General features: G+C 37.2%; 21 protein-coding genes. 7 read left to right on the top strand and 14 right to left on the bottom strand.

Translation table 11 applies throughout. The features are described from left to right. Positions 1-46 precede the first annotated feature (46 nt). Positions 47-1,357 carry a UDP-N-acetylmuramoyl-L-alanine--D-glutamate ligase gene (gene murD, locus ACMAYX_RS00330; protein WP_392992200.1) on the top strand — a complete coding sequence of 437 codons (1,311 nt, stop codon included), beginning with the start codon at positions 47-49 and terminating at the stop codon, positions 1,355-1,357. Here murD and ACMAYX_RS00335 read toward each other — a convergent pair. From ACMAYX_RS00335 to ACMAYX_RS00345, 3 genes are read right to left on the bottom strand one after another with little or no spacing between them, the layout of a single operon-like run. Then, positions 1,350-1,472 carry a hypothetical protein gene (locus tag ACMAYX_RS00335; RefSeq protein ID WP_255407609.1) on the bottom strand — a complete coding sequence of 41 codons (123 nt, stop codon included), beginning with the start codon at positions 1,470-1,472 and terminating at the stop codon, positions 1,350-1,352. The genes murD and ACMAYX_RS00335 overlap by 8 nt on opposite strands. Positions 1,473-1,523: 51 nt before the next feature. Further along, entirely contained in the window at positions 1,524-2,363 is an 840-nt protein-coding gene (locus tag ACMAYX_RS00340; protein WP_392992198.1) for a matrixin family metalloprotease, read from the bottom strand. After that, entirely contained in the window at positions 2,363-2,857 is a 495-nt protein-coding gene (locus ACMAYX_RS00345; protein ID WP_412462516.1) for a hypothetical protein, read from the bottom strand. The genes ACMAYX_RS00340 and ACMAYX_RS00345 overlap by 1 nt, the downstream gene beginning before the upstream one ends. A 221-nt stretch (positions 2,858-3,078) precedes the next feature. On the opposite strand from ACMAYX_RS00345, the gene ACMAYX_RS00350 reads away from it, so the two are divergent. Next, positions 3,079-4,209 carry an aminotransferase class V-fold PLP-dependent enzyme gene (locus ACMAYX_RS00350; protein ID WP_103217012.1) on the top strand — a complete coding sequence of 377 codons (1,131 nt, stop codon included), beginning with the start codon at positions 3,079-3,081 and terminating at the stop codon, positions 4,207-4,209. A 35-nt stretch (positions 4,210-4,244) separates the two neighbouring features. Here ACMAYX_RS00350 and ACMAYX_RS00355 read toward each other — a convergent pair whose 3' ends face one another. The 3 genes from ACMAYX_RS00355 to ACMAYX_RS00365 all read right to left on the bottom strand — a co-directional run bounded on the left by ACMAYX_RS00355 (position 4,245) and on the right by ACMAYX_RS00365 (position 8,537). After that, positions 4,245-5,018, bottom strand: a complete 774-nt coding sequence (locus ACMAYX_RS00355; protein WP_412469448.1) for a S1 family peptidase — start codon at positions 5,016-5,018, stop codon at positions 4,245-4,247. A gap of 154 nt (positions 5,019-5,172) precedes the next feature. Further along, positions 5,173-6,318 carry a tRNA guanosine(34) transglycosylase Tgt gene (tgt, locus tag ACMAYX_RS00360; RefSeq protein ID WP_103217014.1) on the bottom strand — a complete coding sequence of 382 codons (1,146 nt, stop codon included), beginning with the start codon at positions 6,316-6,318 and terminating at the stop codon, positions 5,173-5,175. Positions 6,319-6,365: 47 nt separating this feature from the next. Next, entirely contained in the window at positions 6,366-8,537 is a 2,172-nt protein-coding gene (locus tag ACMAYX_RS00365) for a hypothetical protein (RefSeq protein ID WP_412471368.1), read from the bottom strand. Between the two features lie 143 nt (positions 8,538-8,680). Here ACMAYX_RS00365 and ACMAYX_RS00370 point away from each other — a divergent pair, with 143 nt between their 5' ends. The 3 genes from ACMAYX_RS00370 (at position 8,681) to ACMAYX_RS00380 (ending at position 11,845) form a co-directional block, all read left to right on the top strand. Continuing rightward, positions 8,681-9,976: a hypothetical protein gene (locus tag ACMAYX_RS00370; protein ID WP_412471369.1), complete on the top strand. Its 1,296-nt coding sequence runs from the start codon at positions 8,681-8,683 to the stop codon at positions 9,974-9,976. 110 nt (positions 9,977-10,086) lie between these two features. Further along, positions 10,087-11,415, top strand: a complete 1,329-nt coding sequence (locus tag ACMAYX_RS00375; protein ID WP_412471370.1) for a DEAD/DEAH box helicase — start codon at positions 10,087-10,089, stop codon at positions 11,413-11,415. A gap of 16 nt (positions 11,416-11,431) precedes the next feature. Continuing rightward, positions 11,432-11,845: a hypothetical protein gene (locus ACMAYX_RS00380; RefSeq protein WP_103217018.1), complete on the top strand. Its 414-nt coding sequence runs from the start codon at positions 11,432-11,434 to the stop codon at positions 11,843-11,845. Between the two features lie 7 nt (positions 11,846-11,852). Here the strand turns inward: ACMAYX_RS00380 and ACMAYX_RS00385 are convergent, their stop codons facing one another. Both ACMAYX_RS00385 and ACMAYX_RS00390 read right to left on the bottom strand, forming a co-directional pair. Then, a complete protein-coding gene (locus ACMAYX_RS00385; protein ID WP_412471371.1) occupies positions 11,853-12,302 on the bottom strand; it encodes a hypothetical protein in 450 nt (149 codons plus the stop codon). Positions 12,303-12,330: 28 nt separating this feature from the next. Then, the gene (locus ACMAYX_RS00390) at positions 12,331-12,729 is read right to left on the bottom strand and encodes a hypothetical protein (RefSeq protein ID WP_412462522.1); all 399 of its coding nucleotides are present in this window, start codon (positions 12,727-12,729) and stop codon (positions 12,331-12,333) included. 48 nt (positions 12,730-12,777) lie between these two features. Here ACMAYX_RS00390 and ACMAYX_RS00395 point away from each other — a divergent pair, with 48 nt between their 5' ends. Next, positions 12,778-13,440, top strand: coding sequence for a hypothetical protein (locus ACMAYX_RS00395; protein WP_103217021.1), 663 nt, complete (start codon positions 12,778-12,780; stop codon positions 13,438-13,440). A 42-nt stretch (positions 13,441-13,482) separates the two neighbouring features. On the opposite strand, the gene ACMAYX_RS00400 is transcribed toward ACMAYX_RS00395, so the two are convergent. From ACMAYX_RS00400 to ACMAYX_RS00410, 3 genes are all read right to left on the bottom strand, one after another. After that, the gene (locus ACMAYX_RS00400; RefSeq protein WP_103217022.1) at positions 13,483-13,914 is read right to left on the bottom strand and encodes a TraR/DksA family transcriptional regulator; all 432 of its coding nucleotides are present in this window, start codon (positions 13,912-13,914) and stop codon (positions 13,483-13,485) included. Positions 13,915-14,111: 197 nt separating this feature from the next. Further along, a complete protein-coding gene (locus ACMAYX_RS00405; RefSeq protein ID WP_412469451.1) occupies positions 14,112-14,462 on the bottom strand; it encodes a hypothetical protein in 351 nt (116 codons plus the stop codon). Between the two features lie 17 nt (positions 14,463-14,479). Then, positions 14,480-15,010: a hypothetical protein gene (locus ACMAYX_RS00410; protein WP_412471372.1), complete on the bottom strand. Its 531-nt coding sequence runs from the start codon at positions 15,008-15,010 to the stop codon at positions 14,480-14,482. A 116-nt stretch (positions 15,011-15,126) separates the two neighbouring features. On the opposite strand from ACMAYX_RS00410, the gene ACMAYX_RS00415 reads away from it, so the two are divergent. After that, positions 15,127-15,831: a 4Fe-4S cluster-binding domain-containing protein gene (locus ACMAYX_RS00415; protein ID WP_412470563.1), complete on the top strand. Its 705-nt coding sequence runs from the start codon at positions 15,127-15,129 to the stop codon at positions 15,829-15,831. Here the strand turns inward: ACMAYX_RS00415 and ACMAYX_RS00420 are convergent, their stop codons facing one another. From ACMAYX_RS00420 to ACMAYX_RS00430, 3 genes are all read right to left on the bottom strand, one after another. Next, entirely contained in the window at positions 15,832-16,221 is a 390-nt protein-coding gene (locus ACMAYX_RS00420; RefSeq protein WP_103217026.1) for a hypothetical protein, read from the bottom strand. Between the two features lie 82 nt (positions 16,222-16,303). Beyond that, positions 16,304-17,347: a DUF2786 domain-containing protein gene (locus ACMAYX_RS00425; RefSeq protein ID WP_158246800.1), complete on the bottom strand. Its 1,044-nt coding sequence runs from the start codon at positions 17,345-17,347 to the stop codon at positions 16,304-16,306. Positions 17,348-17,397: 50 nt separating this feature from the next. Further along, the gene (locus ACMAYX_RS00430) at positions 17,398-17,982 is read right to left on the bottom strand and encodes a redoxin domain-containing protein (protein ID WP_412471373.1); all 585 of its coding nucleotides are present in this window, start codon (positions 17,980-17,982) and stop codon (positions 17,398-17,400) included. Between the last annotated feature and the right edge of the window lie 55 nt (positions 17,983-18,037).

Genomic DNA, 18,037 nt, shown 5'->3' on the forward strand with positions numbered 1-18,037 from the left:
ACAGCAATGTAGCACTTTTATCCATATTTTGGAAGGTAATAGTCATATGATCATCAATGAATCGTTAAATAAGTATAATAAGATAGCTGTTGTAGGCCTTGGGGTTTCTGGAGTTTCAGCACTTCGCTTGCTGGCCTTCCTAGGTAAGGATATTTATTTAGTTAATCAAGGACCTGTTGATAAGTGGCCTGCCTTTGAAGATTCGACGTGTATTAAGGCGAGACTTCCTCAAGATGAAGCTGCCGATATGCTAGGGGAGATGGATCTGATTATTCTCTCACCGGGGATGTCTAAGGAGTTGCCATTATTTTCAAAAGCATCATGCCCAATATGGTGTGAAATTGAACTTGCTTATAAATTTGCTGATGCACCAATTCTTGGAGTGACAGGAACAAATGGTAAGACAACAGTTGTCTCTTTCCTTGAAGAATGTGGCAAGCAGGATCCAACTGGTGACTACTTTGTTGGTGGTAATATTGGAACACCATTTTGTGACTATATCTATGAGCGCATGAGTGGAGAGCGTGAACCTGCCCAAGGTATAATTCTAGAGCTTTCAAGTTTTCAACTAAACCTCATTGAAGAATTTCAGTGTGATGTTGCGGGAATCTTAAACCTGACTTTCAGCCACGGTGAACGCTATGATGATCTAAGATCATATGCACTTGATAAATTCGAAATCTTTAAGAATATGGCCAATGAAGGAATTGGATTCTTACCGAATAATTTAGAAGTTAAAAATGAATACCCAATTCGCAACGAGCATCAACTTGATCTCTCTATTGCTAAGGTTAAAGAAGAGCTTTCTGAGGTTATTGATATTGGTTCACTTAAAATCTACGGTGAACACAATCTCGTCAATACATACTTTGTCTATCTTATGTGGGATGCCTTTACTGGCAATATCAAGGCATTTCAAAATGCCTGTGAAGTCTTTGGTGGTGTGGAATACCGCTTGCAGATGATAAGACACACGCAAGAAGGACGCTATTTCTTTAATGATGCCAAGTCCACAAATTGGGAGGCAACTCTTACGGCCTTAAACGGTGTGAAGGAGTTAGGGGAAGTTGAGCTGATCATTGGCGGTCAGCTTCGTGGTCATGGTGATAACCAGCTTGAGAAGCTTCTTCCTTTTAAGAGTCAGATTAAGAAGATTCTCTTCTTTGGTGAATCTGGAAAGGTTCTAAGTGAATCAAATTTTGAAATTGAATCTGAGTATTTTGAAAATTTGGATGAGATTTTTAAAGCAGGCTTTAGCACAAGTGTCGTTCTATTTTCTCCAGCGTTTCCTTCTTTTGATCAGTATGCAAATTACGTCAAAAGAGGAGAGCACTTTACGAAATTAGCACTTACTTAAGAACTGAAATTGTTACTTTTTGCGACTTGGAATCCCTCATATTATCTGCAACAGCAATCTTAAATAAGAAAATAATGAGAATTCCAATAATAAATTTACCTGACTTTGATTCCATAATGTGATTATCGGTACTTAGTGATAATACTTTAGTAAATATTATCTTTTGTTAATAAATTTTTGCTTGCGCAAATCTCTTTGTTGAAACTAAGACCAATAATAGCATGCACAGCCCTGCGATCAAGGCGGCGGAATCCTTTGCTGGCGGGTGTTCAGAAAATTCCGTACTTATCTTTTTCTCAATATCCTCATAAATATGGCCATCATACTTGGCACTATCTTTTATCGGTGCAATTGAGCCACACATTGGTATTTGTTCCTTAGGATAAAGGTAAGTGGCACCATCCCAATCGTCTTGCCCAATCGTTTCTCTACCTGTGAGGTTTCTAAAGTACATAAGTGAGCTTTCTTTTGAAGAGTGGCCAAGGCCAAAGGCATGTCCGATTTCATGGGCAAAAAGAGCAATCTTCTGGGCCCTTGTCTGGTCGTTGTAGCGAGTTCCTGCAATGTCATTTAGGCCAATGACAGAGCCTTGGATAACTGTTCCGTTTAGATTATTTGGTAGTGTTACAGCTAAAATTCCTGTGGAAGTAAAAACTGTATTATTACTATTACAAACGATCAGAATCTGTGTGTTAGTACTTGGTACTTGGCTGACACAACCAGCTTCTCCTGCAGCACAGATTTGTTCAGTTGTATAATCATTGTTAACCGTTAAGATATCGCCACCTTTTAGGTGTAAACTACTTGTCGCAATCTTATTCCAATAATCACTAACTGCAATCTCTACCATATCCATGATTTCATCAGCAGAGTCTGTAATATTTGCGCAAGCATTATCCGCTATATCGACACGAATTTCTGGACTTGCAAAGCGAATAGGTATATTTGCGTTGATCGTAAATGCTAAGGTGTATGTTGAAAGAAGTAAGCTTATTATAAATTTCATTAATTATTTCCAAAAGTATAGTTAAGAGATAATGCATAACTAAATGCGCGCTCATCACCATCTTCAAGGTTGAAGACGCTTAATTGTCCATTTACAAAGTAAGTCTTATTGAAGAGGTAATCTGCACCAAGAATGACAATATTATTAACTGCTGTTTGGTAATCATCCGGTGTGTAGAATTGTTGTGTTGATGTTCCATTGCCAAGAGTTTGCATTTTTCCATCCATTGCTGTGTAGGTAAAGAAAATACCAACTCCTGCTTGTACTCTAAAGCTTTGATTGAAGGTGTGTTCGATAAGTGCATGAATCCAAAGGTTTGTAACAGTTACTGCACTATCTTCACTCGATTTTGGAAGAGTTAAACCTGTTTCAATATTTAGCTTTTTTTCCCAAGCAATATCTGTGCGATAATTGGCCCTGATAAATGGATTGAAAGTGAAGTAATTTCTCCCGCCATCAATATCGGTTTGAATTTTACCGACGTATTTCGTCAAATTCCCAACTCCAAGTGAGAACTCGCCAGGAATATTAAGTTCCTGTGCCTTTATAGAAAATGGAAGTATGCATATAATGCACAGAAGTAAAGAATGGGCTGCTTTCATGTAATAATTGTTAAGAAGTTTTCAAGCTTTGACAACTTCTTATTTGTTTCCAAATACTGGCATTTTATTTAAAATGCCAAGAGATTTAAAGAAACTTAAAAAGGATTTTAAATATGTTCGAAAATTATAAGATACCTAATGAATTAATTCCTAGTGATCCACGCTTTGGTGTTGGGCCATCACTTGTTCCAACTGAATTCGTTCAAAGACTTGCTGATACAAAAGCAACGCTACTTGGGACTTCTCACAGAAAACCGGCAGTGAAAAATCTTGTAAAAGAAGTACAAGAGGGATTAAAAAATTTCTACAACTTACCTGAAGGTTATGAAGTCGTTTTAGGAAACGGTGGAGCAACTTTTCTTTTCGATATGATCGGTCTTGGTCTCGTTAATAAAAAAAGTGTTCACTACACATGTGGTGAATTCTCAAATAAATGGTTTAAGTCACATCATGCAATTCCATGGATTGAAGCACAGGAAATTGCAAGTGAGTATGGCCAAGGTTGTGAGCCACAAGGCTCAGATGCTCATGCTGATGCTGACATGATTTGTTTTACTCTTAATGAAACTTCTACAGGTGTTCAAACGACGACAATCCCAAGTGTTAATGATGAGACACTTGTCGCTGTGGATGCAACAAGTGGTGCAGGGCAAATTCCTCTTGATCTAACTAAAGTAGACTGCTATTTCTTTTCACCGCAAAAAGTTTTCGCATCTGAAGGTGGTCTCTTTGTCGCTATTATGTCACCGAAAGCACTAAAGCGTGCTGCAGAGATTGCAAAGACTGATCGCTATATTCCTGGTATTATGGATTGGACTGTTGCTATTGATAACTCTCTTAAGAATCAAACTTATAATACACCAAGTATCTCAACTCTTTTCTACTTAAATGAGCAGGTAAAGCTTATGAATTCTCAAGGCGGAGAAAAGAATGCAGTAGAACTTGCACGCAAGAAAGCTGATATGATTTACGGCTGGGCAAAGGAAGAAAGCTTTCTTGAGGCATACGTTTCTGATGAGAAGTATCGTTCAACTTCTGTTGCGACGATTAATATCGATGATAAGTATGAAGCTGCAGCACTCATTAAAGTACTTGAGCAACAAAATGCAGTTAACGGAATTGATTCGTACAGAAAGTTAGGAAAGAATCAGTTTAGAATTTCTCTTTTCCATAATGTGAAATTTGAAGATCTACAAAAGCTAACCAAAATTATTTCAAGCGCTGTTAATCAAGCAAATAATTAATTAATAAAGAAAAGGGAGTACGAAGTGCTCCTTTTTTATTTCAAAGAAATCGCTCTTAGATCAATTGACATGGAAGAGTTAGTGTAAAACTCTAAGTAATCGCTTCCTAGGTTATCCCAAATCTCTTGGGTTGATAGAGGATTCTTTCTATTTTGATCAGCTACACCAAAAAAGAGTCCGATGATCTCTCCTGTATCTCGATTCATAATAGCACTTCCGGAATCTCCGGATTGAGCATCGCAGGCAGTAAAGAAAACATCTCTTACCTTATCCTTGTTGAATCTAATATCCATATTCCCTGTAAGATAAATGCAGTCAGTATCTTGTGCTATCTTAGCATCATATCTTCTCAGATCGGCCTTGCCACCACCAAAACCAACAGTTACGAGAGGATCTCCAGCTACAGGATTTGAAAATTTAGTATTAAGCGATGGAAGTTTTGAGAGAAAGTTTAGCTTCTCACTTTTCTTAATTCGAAAGTAAAGATAATCGCTACCTGATTTAATTGAGCCTATGCTTATAACACCATCACACTTTGCTACTATCTTATTGTGGCCTTCATTAATGAGTAAAAGGGAGGATTCGCTACATTCTTTCTCGCCACTTATTACATGATAATTAGTGAGAAAGATATAATGCTCAAGTTCTTCTTGGTAAAGAAAAGCAGTTCCAATTTTTCTCTTTATTTTGTTAACGACCTTGGCGGTACGAAGAACTAAGCTCTTTGTGTTTGTATCAAGTGTTTGAAAGAGCTTCTTTGTAACCCTTGGCCTACTCCATTCATCTCCACCAACGTAGCGTTTGGCCATTGTTAGATTAGAAAGCAATATCAATGTAAGTATAAGAATTATCTTGATCTTCCCCATAGTAGGGTTTTAGCTTAGATTATTTTTTGGGTCTAGAAATGTGAAAAGTTTATAAGAAAAAGGGACACCGAAATGTCCCTCTATATGGTTTTATTTTTTAGTTTTTAGCACCATCATCTTTATTGTAATTTTTTAAAAATTCAGTTTTCCACTCGTTGTAGCGATTATCTAAAATTGCTTCACGAGCTTCTTCTGCCATATTCTTATAGAATTCAATATTGTGCATTGTCGCTAGAACTTGTCCTAGGATCTCATTTGAATCAAAAAGGTGCTTAACATAGGCACGAGTGAAGTTCTGGCAACAGTAACACTTACAATTTGGCTCAATAGGGAAGAAGTCACGACGATAGTTCTTGTGACGAATTCTAATCTTTCCACGTTTCGTAAATAGCGTTCCACCACGTGCAAATTTTGTTGGAATGATACAGTCACTCATATCAATTCCATATTCCCAGATCATACATAGGTCTTCTGGATTACCAACGCCCATAACGTAGCGTGGCTTATCTTTTGGCATCTTAGGCCCTGTGTACTTAACGATTTTTTCCATAAGCTCAGGCCCTTCTCCTACGGATACACCACCAATGGCATAACCTGGAAGATCGCGCTTAACAAGTTCATCAAGACACTCATCTCTATAATCATCGTAAGTAGAACCTTGGATAATACCAAAAAGGGCCTGCTTTGGATTTGTCCAAGCATCAATACAACGATCTAGCCAGCGGTGAGTACGATCGATTGAATTCTTTGTATACTCGCGAGTCGCTGGGTATGGAATACACTCATCAAAGGCCATCATGATATCTGATCCAAGCTCTTGTTGGATTTGAATTGATGTCTCTGGAGAGAGCATAATTGATTTACCTTTATGGTCCTTAAACTCAGCTCCTTCTTCTTTAATGGCCTTTCTTTGAAGTGAGAAAACCTGGAATCCACCTGAGTCTGTAAGAATTGGACGATCCCAATTCATAAACTTATGTAGTCCACCTGCTTTTTCAACCAGTTTTGAACCTGGTGATAAGTGAAGGTGGTACGTATTTGAAAGAATAATTTTAGTGTCCAGATCCTTTAGGAAGTTTGGTGGTAGTGCTTTAATTGCACCGTGCGTACCAACTGGCATAAATACTGGAGTTGGAATTTCACCATGAGGAGTAGTGATAACACCTGCTCTTGCTCCTGAATTCTTATCTTCGTGGACAACTTTGAATTTGAAGTGTTCTTTGACTTGATCTTGAATGCGCATAGATCACCCTTTGTCGTAACTCGACTGTTGAAATATTTCTACTAACTTTAATTATTTAAAGTACTTAGCTTTAATATTTCTTTTGCTGCTTCTTGTCCAACAGTATTTGTGCTACCTTGTAAAAATTTTGCCAGATCTCGGGCAAATTTTGTAAATGAAGCACGGTTCTCTCCGTTATCCTTAATTGAAACGAGCTGATTGATCTCGTCAAGTTGACTCATTAAAATTGATTTATTTGTACCGAGAAATGCCTTTTCAACACTATCAATATATTCAATCTTAACTTTTGGCTTTGCTAAGAATGTTAGGCCTTCAAGTTCACTTGATTTCATATTGCCGCCAACCTTTGAGAATTGCATAACTGAGTCATCTGAAATATAGAGATAGACTTCATCAAGATTGCTTCTATAGAAAGACGTGAATTTATTTAAGTTACGATATTGCTTATAGTTCATTTTAAACTCTGCAAAGGCCTTCTTTGATTGGCCAATGGCAAGTAGGTCAACATGAACTAAATCTTTTGTCGATCGTCCTTTGATGATCTCTCCGGCCCAAAATAATTTTCCAAAATCTTCTCGCGTTAAATAGCTCGATTTTTCATCTTTATAGAAAGAGCTTAAATAAGGATAGCGATACTTGAAGAATGGAATTGAGCTAAAGCTTTTTTGAAAATTTCTAAACGACATTTCATCTGTTAATTTTAAAACATATGTATTTGCTGTTTCTTTATTGATGATAAAGTAGCTTGGCCTTTGCCCTGCAATTCTTAAGATAATATTTTCCTGAGAGAATTTTTTTGAAACTAAAACCTCTTTAATTTTCAGCGGTCGTTTACCTAGCTCTTTTGGCACATTGATTTGTTTAGGAACAGGCGTGTCCGAAAAGCTTTCCTGAATAATAGGATAACCAATTACTAGCATTGTAAAGATTGCTAAGTTGATAAGTGAGATGAACTTAAATCCCTTTATACGATAAGTAATTCGCCCTTGAGTGATAAATTCTTTAAGAGATGGTGAATCAAAGATAACAGGGAGCTCAAATAATGGGATAAGGTGAGCAATAAGATCTAGTGGAGTTCTAAGAACAGCTTTTGCTCTTTTTGTAAGAAATGATCCTGTTGTTGTTGCACCACTAATAAAAAGGGTTGGTGAAACACTTAGAATTAAATTTGAAATAAATAGAATACCAAAAAGTACAATTACAATTTTTGCAATATCTGGGCTTACACTGAATTCGACAAATTTTGCAATTTCTGAATTTAGTAGAGTTGCGAGTTTGTCACTTAGGCTCTCTATTGCTTCAACATCAATCTGAGTTGAAACTATCGTTGTTGCAAAGACGAGTGTTAATGCACTAACGAAGCGAGTAAAAGGGCCTACTAGTTTTCCTTGAGACTGTTTAATTTTTTTCTTTTTTTGTTGTGCTTTTCTGATCTTCGCACCTTCGTAGTCACGGGCAACACCAAGTTTTAGATCAGAGTCTTTATTCGTTGATTTAGTGCTCTTTTTTTTCTTCTTCGCTTTCTTCTTTTTTTGACTCGTAAGTGGTCGGCTTACGTGTTCATTAGATTTTACCGACTTCTTACTTTGCTCTGCCTCTGCACTTTGAAGACGGGCAACGTTTAGAACTTGAGTAATACTTAAGGAGTCTGTGTCTTCTTTCATTCGAGGTTGTGAAGGCTGATCTCCATTTGTATCAATGACAAAGGAAATATCATCTTCATCGCTATCTGATTCGTCATCTGACTCATCTCTATTAAGCATATCACTACTTGTCATTTCAAACGAAGGTGTATGCCCTTGTGTTTGGGCCTTTATTTCTTCAACGCTTTCTTCTTGCTCATTCGTGGCAAAATTACTTAAGTCATCAAATTCAAGATCATCCTCATCATTTGCTGAGGCAATATCAAATTCATCAGGAAGTTGTTTTTCAAGAGATAGAGACTTTAGTTTAAATTCGCTACTTTTGTAGCTAAGTTTTTCTCCAATTTCCATGAAGTAAGTTGATCCTTCTTGCAGTGGAGTATCTTGTAATTTAGCGTCTTGTATTTTTTGAATTAATTTTAAAACTAGGCAATCGTCATCGACATGAACTTTTATGCTACCACCGTTTTCAGAAATAATGAGTTCATTATTTTCTTCTTTAAAAAAAAACTCTTTATTTGAGATTGTGATTTCTTGATTTTCGTTAGAGTTGCTGTGGATAAAACCAACTTGCATAGTCAACCTTTGTTAATTTTCAATTAAATTCCTTTTTATTTTAAAGGGATTATATAAATTTTCCTACTAATTTTTAGAATTGATTCCGTGTTAATATTGGTAAAGAGAATTAAGAAGATTTAACCACGGAAGGGGACAAATAGATGAAAAAATCTTTTTTAGTAAGAGCGACGTTTGCTACGCTCTTAGCAGGACAAGTGGCTTTTGCGGCCGATGCAGATTACAATGTACAGGAACGCTTTCGCCTAATGGAAGACAAATTCCAAACTCAAGAGTTTCTAAGAGAACCAGGACATGACTTTCTTATTGATATGTCTGTTTATGCTAATACGGATCTAATGGAACTTGTTGGTGATGTATCTGATGCTTCAGATGCTGCTGACCCAGATCAAGCAGCTGCTGATGTTCTTTCAGCTTATGCTGATACTGAACAAAACCTTAGACTGAATGTAGAAGTAGGTGTTCCACTTCCATCATTTAATGCTTTTAAAGGGACAATTAGTCCAAGTGTTAGGCTAGGTGTAAATGTTGGATCACTAATTGGAATTGGTGAAGAGGATATCATGATTGATACTTTCATCTCTGCAGTTCCTGGTGATGCTGAACTTAAAACAGTTCTTCAAGATAAAATCACACAAGGTGTTTTAAATGACATTATCGGTGGTACAGTGGGTTACCAAAATGTTACAGATTTAGCAGCGACACTAGGTTTAAGTACTGAAGAAGAAACGGCCCTAAGAGATGCCCTTGGTGGTGAAGCTATTCCATTTGCTGGTTCAGGTTCAACTGCTCCAATTATCGATGCATATGTTAAGGCAGACGTTACTGCTGGTTTAAACTTTGATTATAAGAATGAGAGACACTTCGGTTCATTTTCTCTATATGGTTTATATAGAGCTGACGTAAGACGTGTTCTTGATCAAGATGCAATTGCTGGTGACGGTGATGTAATTGATACTGAAAACCTTGATCAAAATATGACTCTTTATGCGATGGCCGACATTACTTATGGTTTCCACTGGCTATCAAATTTCAGAACGATGTTTAAGATCCAAGATATTGCTCTTGCAACAGTGATTGAAAATGATGAAGGTTATCTTCCATTGTATGAGCCAGAAATTGGCTACCGTATGCACACAGATTATAGCTTTAATCTTTCAAATATGAGACTTCGTCCATTCGTAGGTTTCCACATGAGAGATGGTTATGATTTTGCTGATGGAGTTTATGCTGGTACTGATCTAATGTTCCATGTTTGGAAGGAGAGACTAGCTGTTACAGTAAGAGGGATGGTTGACTCTGAACACCTAACTCTAACTCCAAGAGTCAAGCTTGGATTCATGGATTTCATGTATTCTCTTAAGCAACCAATCACTTCTGAAGTAAAAGGTGTGAAAATCTCGACAATTCACTCTGTAAACTTCAGACTTCACTTCTAATTTAAGAAACATTGTGTTAAATATCGGGGATCAAATTGATCCCCTTTTTTATTTTGTCCACGTTAGGCCAGGGGACCGTGAGTGGATATGTCTATTTAGGAGAGTATAAAATGGCAAAAAGCACAAAAGAATTTGTTGACATTGTTGATATGGACCTATTTGCAGGTTTCCTTAAAGAGAATAAACTAACAAAACCAACTGAAGTACAAGCTGAAGCAATTCCTCAGTTTCTAGAAGGTCACAACCTACAAGTACAGGCCCAAACTGGTAGTGGTAAAACACTAAGTTATCTTCTACCACTATTTCAAAAGCTAAAAGAAACAGAAGCAGACATAAAAAATCAAAAGGCAGGCTCGCCTCGCGCGATTATTCTTCTACCAATTAAAGAGCTTGCGATGCAAGTCTCTGATGAGTGTAAGAAGATTTCTCACCATGCAAAGATGCGTGTTCGTCTTGCCCTTGGTGGTGAAAAAGGCAAGAAGGTAAGTACACTTAAAAAACAAACTTTTGATATTCTTATTGGAGGCCCTGGCCGAATTAAATCAATGATTGAGAAAAAAGAGATCCGTCTAGATGAACTTGAGTATCTAATTATTGATGAAGCCGACCAGCTTCTTGATATGGGATTTATGCGTGAGCTTAAGGCCATTCGTCGTCATCTTACGTCTTCGTACCAAGCATGCCTTGTTTCTGCAACGATGGCCGATGACTTTGATATGCTAAAGGCCGACTTCTTCTCAGGTATGGAATTTAAATCAGTAAGCCTAGTTGGCTCACACGGACTTTCTCAAACTATTGAAACTTTCAATATTGCTCTCGAATATACAGAGAAGAATGCCATGCTTGATGTTTTCGTTAAAAAAGAAGCAAAGGGCAGTGGGATTATTTTTGTTAACCAAAAAGAGAAGGCGGTAGAAGTTTATAACTATATGAAGCAAGCAAAACTTCATAAAAACCTTTATGTTTCTCATGGTGATATTACTGCAAAAGAAAGAAGTGAGAATTTTAAAAAGTTTAAATCAACTGGTGGTATTCTTATCACTACTGATATGGCGGCCCGTGGGATCGACATTAAGACTCTGCAATGGGTACTAAATTACGATCTTCCATTTGAAGCAGTTTATTATATTCACCGTTCGGGACGTGTAGGTCGTGCTGGAAGGGCCGGAAGTGTCTATAACTTTGTAACTAAGAAAGATCAAAAACTTATTGGGCAAATTAATGATGCCATTAAGAATCAAGATACTTTGAAGATTGATCCAATCTTTCTTAAGTCGATGGCAAAGAAATCGGGAGCCAAAAAGGTTGCAAAGAAAGTTGCTAGACGTGGGCCAGCACCACAGAAAAAGACTTCAAAAACGACGACGAGATCAACATCTCGCACAGGTGGACGTACACCTTCTCGTACTTCAAAAACTTCTCGCGGCAGACGCCGTTAAATGATAAAATGCTAATATGTTTAAACATATTAGCATTTTCTTTCTTCTATTAACTTCACTTATTACTTCCTCATGTTCTGAAAAGGATATTTATACGCCTTTGGAAATGTTTGATATGGCCTATAAATTCGACAATACAATTGAAGAAGTTCGCCTTAGTGTGAAGGAGAAGGAGAGACACCTTGACTGCAAGGATTATCCGGCCGGCTGTATTGAAGGCTCTCCTAAGCGCTTTAAGGTGAGACTAGTTGAAATGATTGTTGTCCAGTACTTATCATCTAATGAAGCATGTTTGGCCGCTTATAAGCTTGGTCAATATTATGCTCGTAATTGGCTCTTTGATGATGTTGCAGATGAGCCTGTTCTTGTTGATTTTGTTAAACAGGTTTATAAGGCGAAAAGTCCTAAGACAAGACAAGAGTGTAATTAAACCTCACTTACTTTAACCACTGCCTAATCTCTTCATAGTATTGTTCTAGTTTTTTATTAGCACCTATAAAGTCACTACTTGTGATTTGAAAACTCTTGTTATTATTTAATCGTATTTGAATTGCATGATTAGAAGCTGTGGCGCCTTTGGTTTTCAAAAGCTCTACACGTTCAATTTCATCAAGTCCAAATTGTATGATTTGTTTTCTTAGCAATGAGCGAGCGACTAATCTTGCAGTATTTCTCGGTTTGCTCATTTCCAAGTGTCGGTATTTTATTAAGGATAAGACGACAATGGGTGTGAAGAGAAATAGAAGTAGATCTTTTTGAGCAAGTTTATTATTGAATGTTAAGTAACTTCCAAGCCCAACAACAAGTAGTAAGATACACATAAGTGCTAGCTTAGTTGGAAATGAGTTAAGTGTTAAGTTTTGAAAATTAGTTTCAAGTTTTAACATATCGATCTCCGTTACGCTCTATACTTTATCAGGCCTTAAAGAAGTACTTTTTAAAGCCCGTCTGGAATGCATCAATTTTTACTTCCCAAGAATTGATAAACTCAGGGGATTGCTGTCTATATTCATTTAATGTTTCTTTAAAAAGCATTACCCAACGACCAAGCTCTCCCATATGAATATTTAAGTACTCATGTGCCTCAAGTAAGTGTGCCGCAGGACGAGGAAATTTTATTCCTAGCAATTGTGCCTGCCAAAAAGCATTTATATTAACGAGATGCTCTTGAAAATCATCAATGCTTGAGAGTGGAGCGCTATTAGCAGTTATTTTTCGAAAGTGATAGCCGATGAATACGTCATTAATGGCCTTCTCGTAAAATGACCGAGTAACTTTCTCTATTAATTGAATTTCCAACTGATTGCCTGTCATGACTAAAGTCTACACTAAATATTGCGCTTTAAATACCGATGAAAGTTTATGAACAAAATAATTATATCTTTATTTTCATTACTACTTAGTAAATTTATTTACGCCGGAGCATTAACTTCTGTTAATAACGACACTTGTTGGTACAAGGAAGATGAGGGGCGCACTAAAATAGCTTCCTTTAATGATCAGGTAAGTATTAATACAAATCGTGATGAGATTTTAGGCCACGTTGTTAAGTACTTACATGAACAAAAATTTGCGGCAGACAAGATTGATATGATTCATTCGTTCGGATTATGTGGACCAAGACTTTCTTTGGCCTTTCGTATCTCTTACGATAAAGTTGATTATTGTCTTAGAGCAAATGTAAATAAGAATACTGAGTTAACTTTCTCAGGAATTGGACTTGCTCAAGATAGCAAAGGAGCTTGCCAGTCAATTGCTAGTGATAAATTGATAGTTTCTATTGATCAGAAAAATATTGTCGATCTACAAAAGCTCTTGGGTGAGCAGGGGATGTCGCCTAAGAAAGTTGATAAACTCTCATCTAAGGTTTACGTTTTATACTTTAACGTTGAAAGAGATGAAATTAAAGATGTAAGAAAGAGTATCGTCACATCAAATCTAGTTAACTCTGCGGAGTATTCAACTGGACAATATCATATTGCAGATGAATTCGAGTTATTAAGTATTAGCTACTTTAGAAAGTAGCTCAAACAAATAAAAAAGCCTCGCGATGCGAGGCTTTTTTAATTATCTTTTTCCAATTTCAGCAATTGTTTTTCCAAGAGACTTTGAACGTTTTAAGTATACGTTTGATCTCTCTTCGTGCTCAGCTTCTTCTTTACATGAAATACAAAGTTCCGCTGTGTTTCTCGCCATTAGACGATCGTAACCAATTTCAATATCACACTCATCGCATAGGCCATATTCACCTTTTTCGATTTTTGTAAGTGCTTTATTGATTTTCTTTACGTAGAAGTTTTCACGATTTCTGAAACGAATTTCCTGCGATGTTTGAACGTTAGCTACTGCCTCATCTAGAGGGTCAAGTAGTTCGTTCTTGTCCATGCAATACTGCTCTTTCTCACTGTTTTTGTTAAGAATTCTTTCTTTGTCAGCAAGTAGCGCATCTTTAAGTGCAGCTATTTGCTTGTCCGATAGATACGAGTTAGCTCTGTTCATTTCGACTCCCTTGTGCCGTGTTTCTTCCAGTGAAACAAGTTGCTTGTAACCTTTAATTTGCGCTTAGGCAAAACAATTACGCACAACAAATATTGTGTTCGTGTGTTGTAGAAAGAATTTACTGGTCGGGAAAGTGTTAGTAAAAGGTATTTTTCTTACAAAGGATTACTTTGTCACGAAATTTCAACAGTTTAGATCTAGTTTTTAGGAAACGCTGCTTCACAATGAGGGCAAAACTTCCAAAACTGCTTATCTACCTCATTTTGACAGCTTGAACATGTGATTAGTGCGCTTAATTCCTCAAAGGCTTCGTCATACATATTGGCAAAGAGATCGCTTCTCATGGCCGCTATCGTTGTTGGATGGGCCCTAAAAGTTCCAGGCATGGTTTTATTTGGAATGAATTTGGCCGGTGTTACGCTCTTGTCTGGAAAGATCTGAACCTGAACTTCTTGCGAAGGCTGCATTTGATACATCTGCCTATTTGCAATATTGCGTTCGTTCTTTAGTAATTCAAAATTCTCATTGGCGCTAAACTTTCTTTCCATAAGCTAATTGTAGCACACTACTTCCAGCGACGTTCTAGTAGCTCAATTATTTCCACGCAGGCCTTCTTATGCTGGTTAAATAGTGCAAAGAAGCCTGGTTTTGCTTCTAATACGGCCTTTTTGAAATAAATTGATTGTGAACCAAGGGATTCAATAAGGCGCAGAGTCCATTCAAAGACCTCAGGGTCTTGATGGCCAATAAGTTTTTCAAGTGCCTCTAAGAAGTCAAAAGGTAGTCTTTCACCTCTTTTGTGGAATTCATCTATTATCTGCTTTCTGGCAACGCCTAAACACAGAGTAAGGACTTCTGGATCGTGGCAAAGTGCAAGGCAGTCCATAATCTCTGGGTAGATAATATGATCAAGAGTAATGGTATTATCAAGTAAACACAGTAGGGGGATAAGTGCATCCCAGTTTTCTTCGCGATTTAGCTCCTGAAAACGTAGCTTAAAAACACTGAAATCTTCTTTTGTATAAGTGCAGTTGGGCCTTTTTCCCGCCTGTAAATCAGCGATGACGACGCGAAACTGTTCATCTATATCAATCATATTTCTTCCCTTGGGCCATTTTTGCGATTTTTCATGTAGCAATTACTCGATTTACTTTTAAATATATGACATTTTAAGGCCTTATGCTATATAAATACCCTTTAAGAAGGTTTTCAATGCAGCAGTATCTTATTAACGACATTTACCGTGCTACAGAAGGAGAGGGAGTCTTTGTTGGACGCTCTCAGGTCTTTGTGCGCTTTCAAGGTTGTGCCGTTGGTTGTATTAATTGTGATTCAATGGATACTTGGAGTTTTGATATTGAGCCAACTTCGATTGAGTCGATTTTTGAAAAGATACTAGAAGAATCTTATCAGGGAAAAATAAATTGGATTTCAATTACAGGTGGAGACCCTCTTCATCCTAAACATGTTCCAAGTGTTGTTGCTCTATCAAAATTTTTAAAAGAAAAAGGCTTTAAGCTTAATCTTGAAGCTGCAGGGACACGAGTTGTTGATGAAGTATTTGAAAACCTTGATTACATCTCATTTGATCTAAAAACACCTTCGACAGGTGTACAGACTCGTCTTTCACTTATTGAAAAGCTTGCTCAAAACTATAATGGAAAGTTTCAGCTAAAGGCCGTTATTGCTGATCGTAAGGACTTTGACTACACTCTAGGAGCTTATCGTAAGCTTGAGGAGAGTTTAGGTTCAATTGATTTTCCTTGGGTGCTAACACCGTGTTTTGAACCAAGTGAAGAATTTCCAATGCAAAGATTTATCGATATTCAGGATTGGAATCAGTTAGAGGGTGGACCATTTAGAGTCATCGGACAGCAGCATAAGTGGATCTACGGTGCTGATAAAAAGAGTGTTTAATTAAGCGGCCCTTCTCGTTCTTGCTAAGGTCTCACGTTGCTTGGCCTCTAGTAAATCAACTCCATATTTTTTAATCGTTCCTAAATCTGTAATCGTGTAGGAATTAGAGTCGGCCTTAGTTCGGTCTTCCTGAGAGAAGTTATCACAAATAACAACAAGTTTTGTGTCTGTAGGAAGTTTCTTAAGAGCAATTTTGATAATCCCTTGAACCTTATCAAGAGAGTTTGTACAGTAGACTACATATTTCTTGTCGTCTTTAGAAACGCTAAAGTGCCAAAGATTGGATTTATTTTTTGATTCAACGACATGATAATCATATGATTTAAAAACCATCGTACATTGAGTAATAAACCCCTTAATAATTTTTTTAGAATTTGCTATCTTTGCCATTAGATCTCCGCTTAACATCAAGCATATCGGTTTATTGGCCAAAATATTAAGAAATTTTAGAAAGATTATTCCGTATCAATTTTTAGTTAGTTAGAAGTTTTGTGGAGGATTTTTGTCCAATTCCTTTACCCATTTTAAATTGTTTACCGGCCTTAGCGCCAAGATTCCATGCATTTGCATCAAAGCTAGTTGCCTGACTTGTTTGCGATGAGACACGAGGGTAGACTCGGTTTCGATGGGCCTCGGCAAGACCTTTAATATGGATTAGTTCACGTGAGCTTATTTGCTTACTCTGATGACCTTTAAGTTCACTTAGGAACGATTTCGTAAAACTCTTATAATAAGAATTACGAGCACGAACACCTTTTAAATTTGAGTTTTTCTTGGCCTGCTTCCAAAGTCCTTCCATTGCATTTACTGTATAGTCATAGATATAGTGAGCGGCCTCAACATTTTCTTTGGCCCCAATAATTTCGAGGTAGCCCCCGCCACGTCCAGAGCTGAAGACTGGAGAGACTGCATATTCCTTAAGTATATCGTAGAGGCAATCGTGAAGAAGGTTGCGTCTTTTAAAAGAGGCGACTCGTCTGACATAAGTATCTTCAAAGTCTTTCATATCAAAATCATCTCGTGCTAGATGATTAAGTTTAAGTTTGTCCAAGTTGTGTTTTTGAATGAGATCATTTGCTTTTTTGGCAGCAAGTTTGGCCTCAAATTCATTTTCTGACTTAGCAAGCTCCAGAAGCTTTTGAATCTTTGCCGTGATATTATCATTGCTTTTTACAAAGGCACTTAAGTTTACTTGCGACTTTGAAAAGTTATCATCCCAGCCAAAGCGTTTAAAAATACCTCTAAATTCGATACCGTGTGCCTGCTCGTGTATGCCACATTCAATATGAACTAAGAAGTGGGCAAGCTCATGCTTGAGAACATTTTCTAGAAGCTTGTCATCGTTAATTGTAAGAAAGCACCTATTGATTCCAATTTGATAAATAAGTGGATCGTAGAAGCCTAGGATTTTGTCAGAGTCATTTACAACAAATGTAAGCGGGTACATCACTCCTTTGTAGTGGAGGCGTGAGCGCTTAAAAGAGAGACCAATTCCCGCGAATATATCACAGGCCATAAGACGAATCTTTTTTATAAATAATTGGGTATTTTCGTTATAAATAAACATTAATATTTAACACTGCATCCATACGGTTTTGTTCTCGCTGGATTTACTTTCTCATAGTTCTTAAGTTGTTCTAGCGCGTTTTTAACATAGTTTCGAGCGTTTTGAATATCACTTTTGTCGGCCGAAGGAATACTGTCGATGGCCCCCATATAGTCAATTATACCGCTTTCATTAATGATGAAAATCTCTGGCGTTGTCTTTGCATTATAGCGTCTACCAACAGTTCCGTCTGTATCAATCAGAAGGTGAGAAGCATTTGATTTTTCGACCTGTAGGCGATTCTTTGCAGCAGCGGCGTCTCTGATATAACCCTGTTTTCCAATATTAGATGAATTAATTGTAAGCCAGTAATGGCCGCTATCTTTTGCAAGCTTCTGTGTCTGCTGCATATTTAGTGAATCATAATGTTTTCTAACGAAGGGACAGCCTTCGTTATACCACTCAAGAATAACTTTCTTGCCTTTAAAAGAGGCCAGTGTAATCTGCTTTCCGTCTTGGTTTTCAAGAGTAAAGTTTGGGGCCTTATCTCCTGGAGATAAAGCGAGAGTAAGTGTCGTCATAAAGAGAGAGACGATTAATTTCATAAATGCTCCTTTTGGATATTCTACGCTGTGAAAAAGGAGCATTCAATAAATAAAG

The organism is Halobacteriovorax sp. RT-2-3, assembly GCF_047085075.1.
Taxonomy (GTDB): domain Bacteria; phylum Bdellovibrionota; class Bacteriovoracia; order Bacteriovoracales; family Bacteriovoracaceae; genus Halobacteriovorax_A.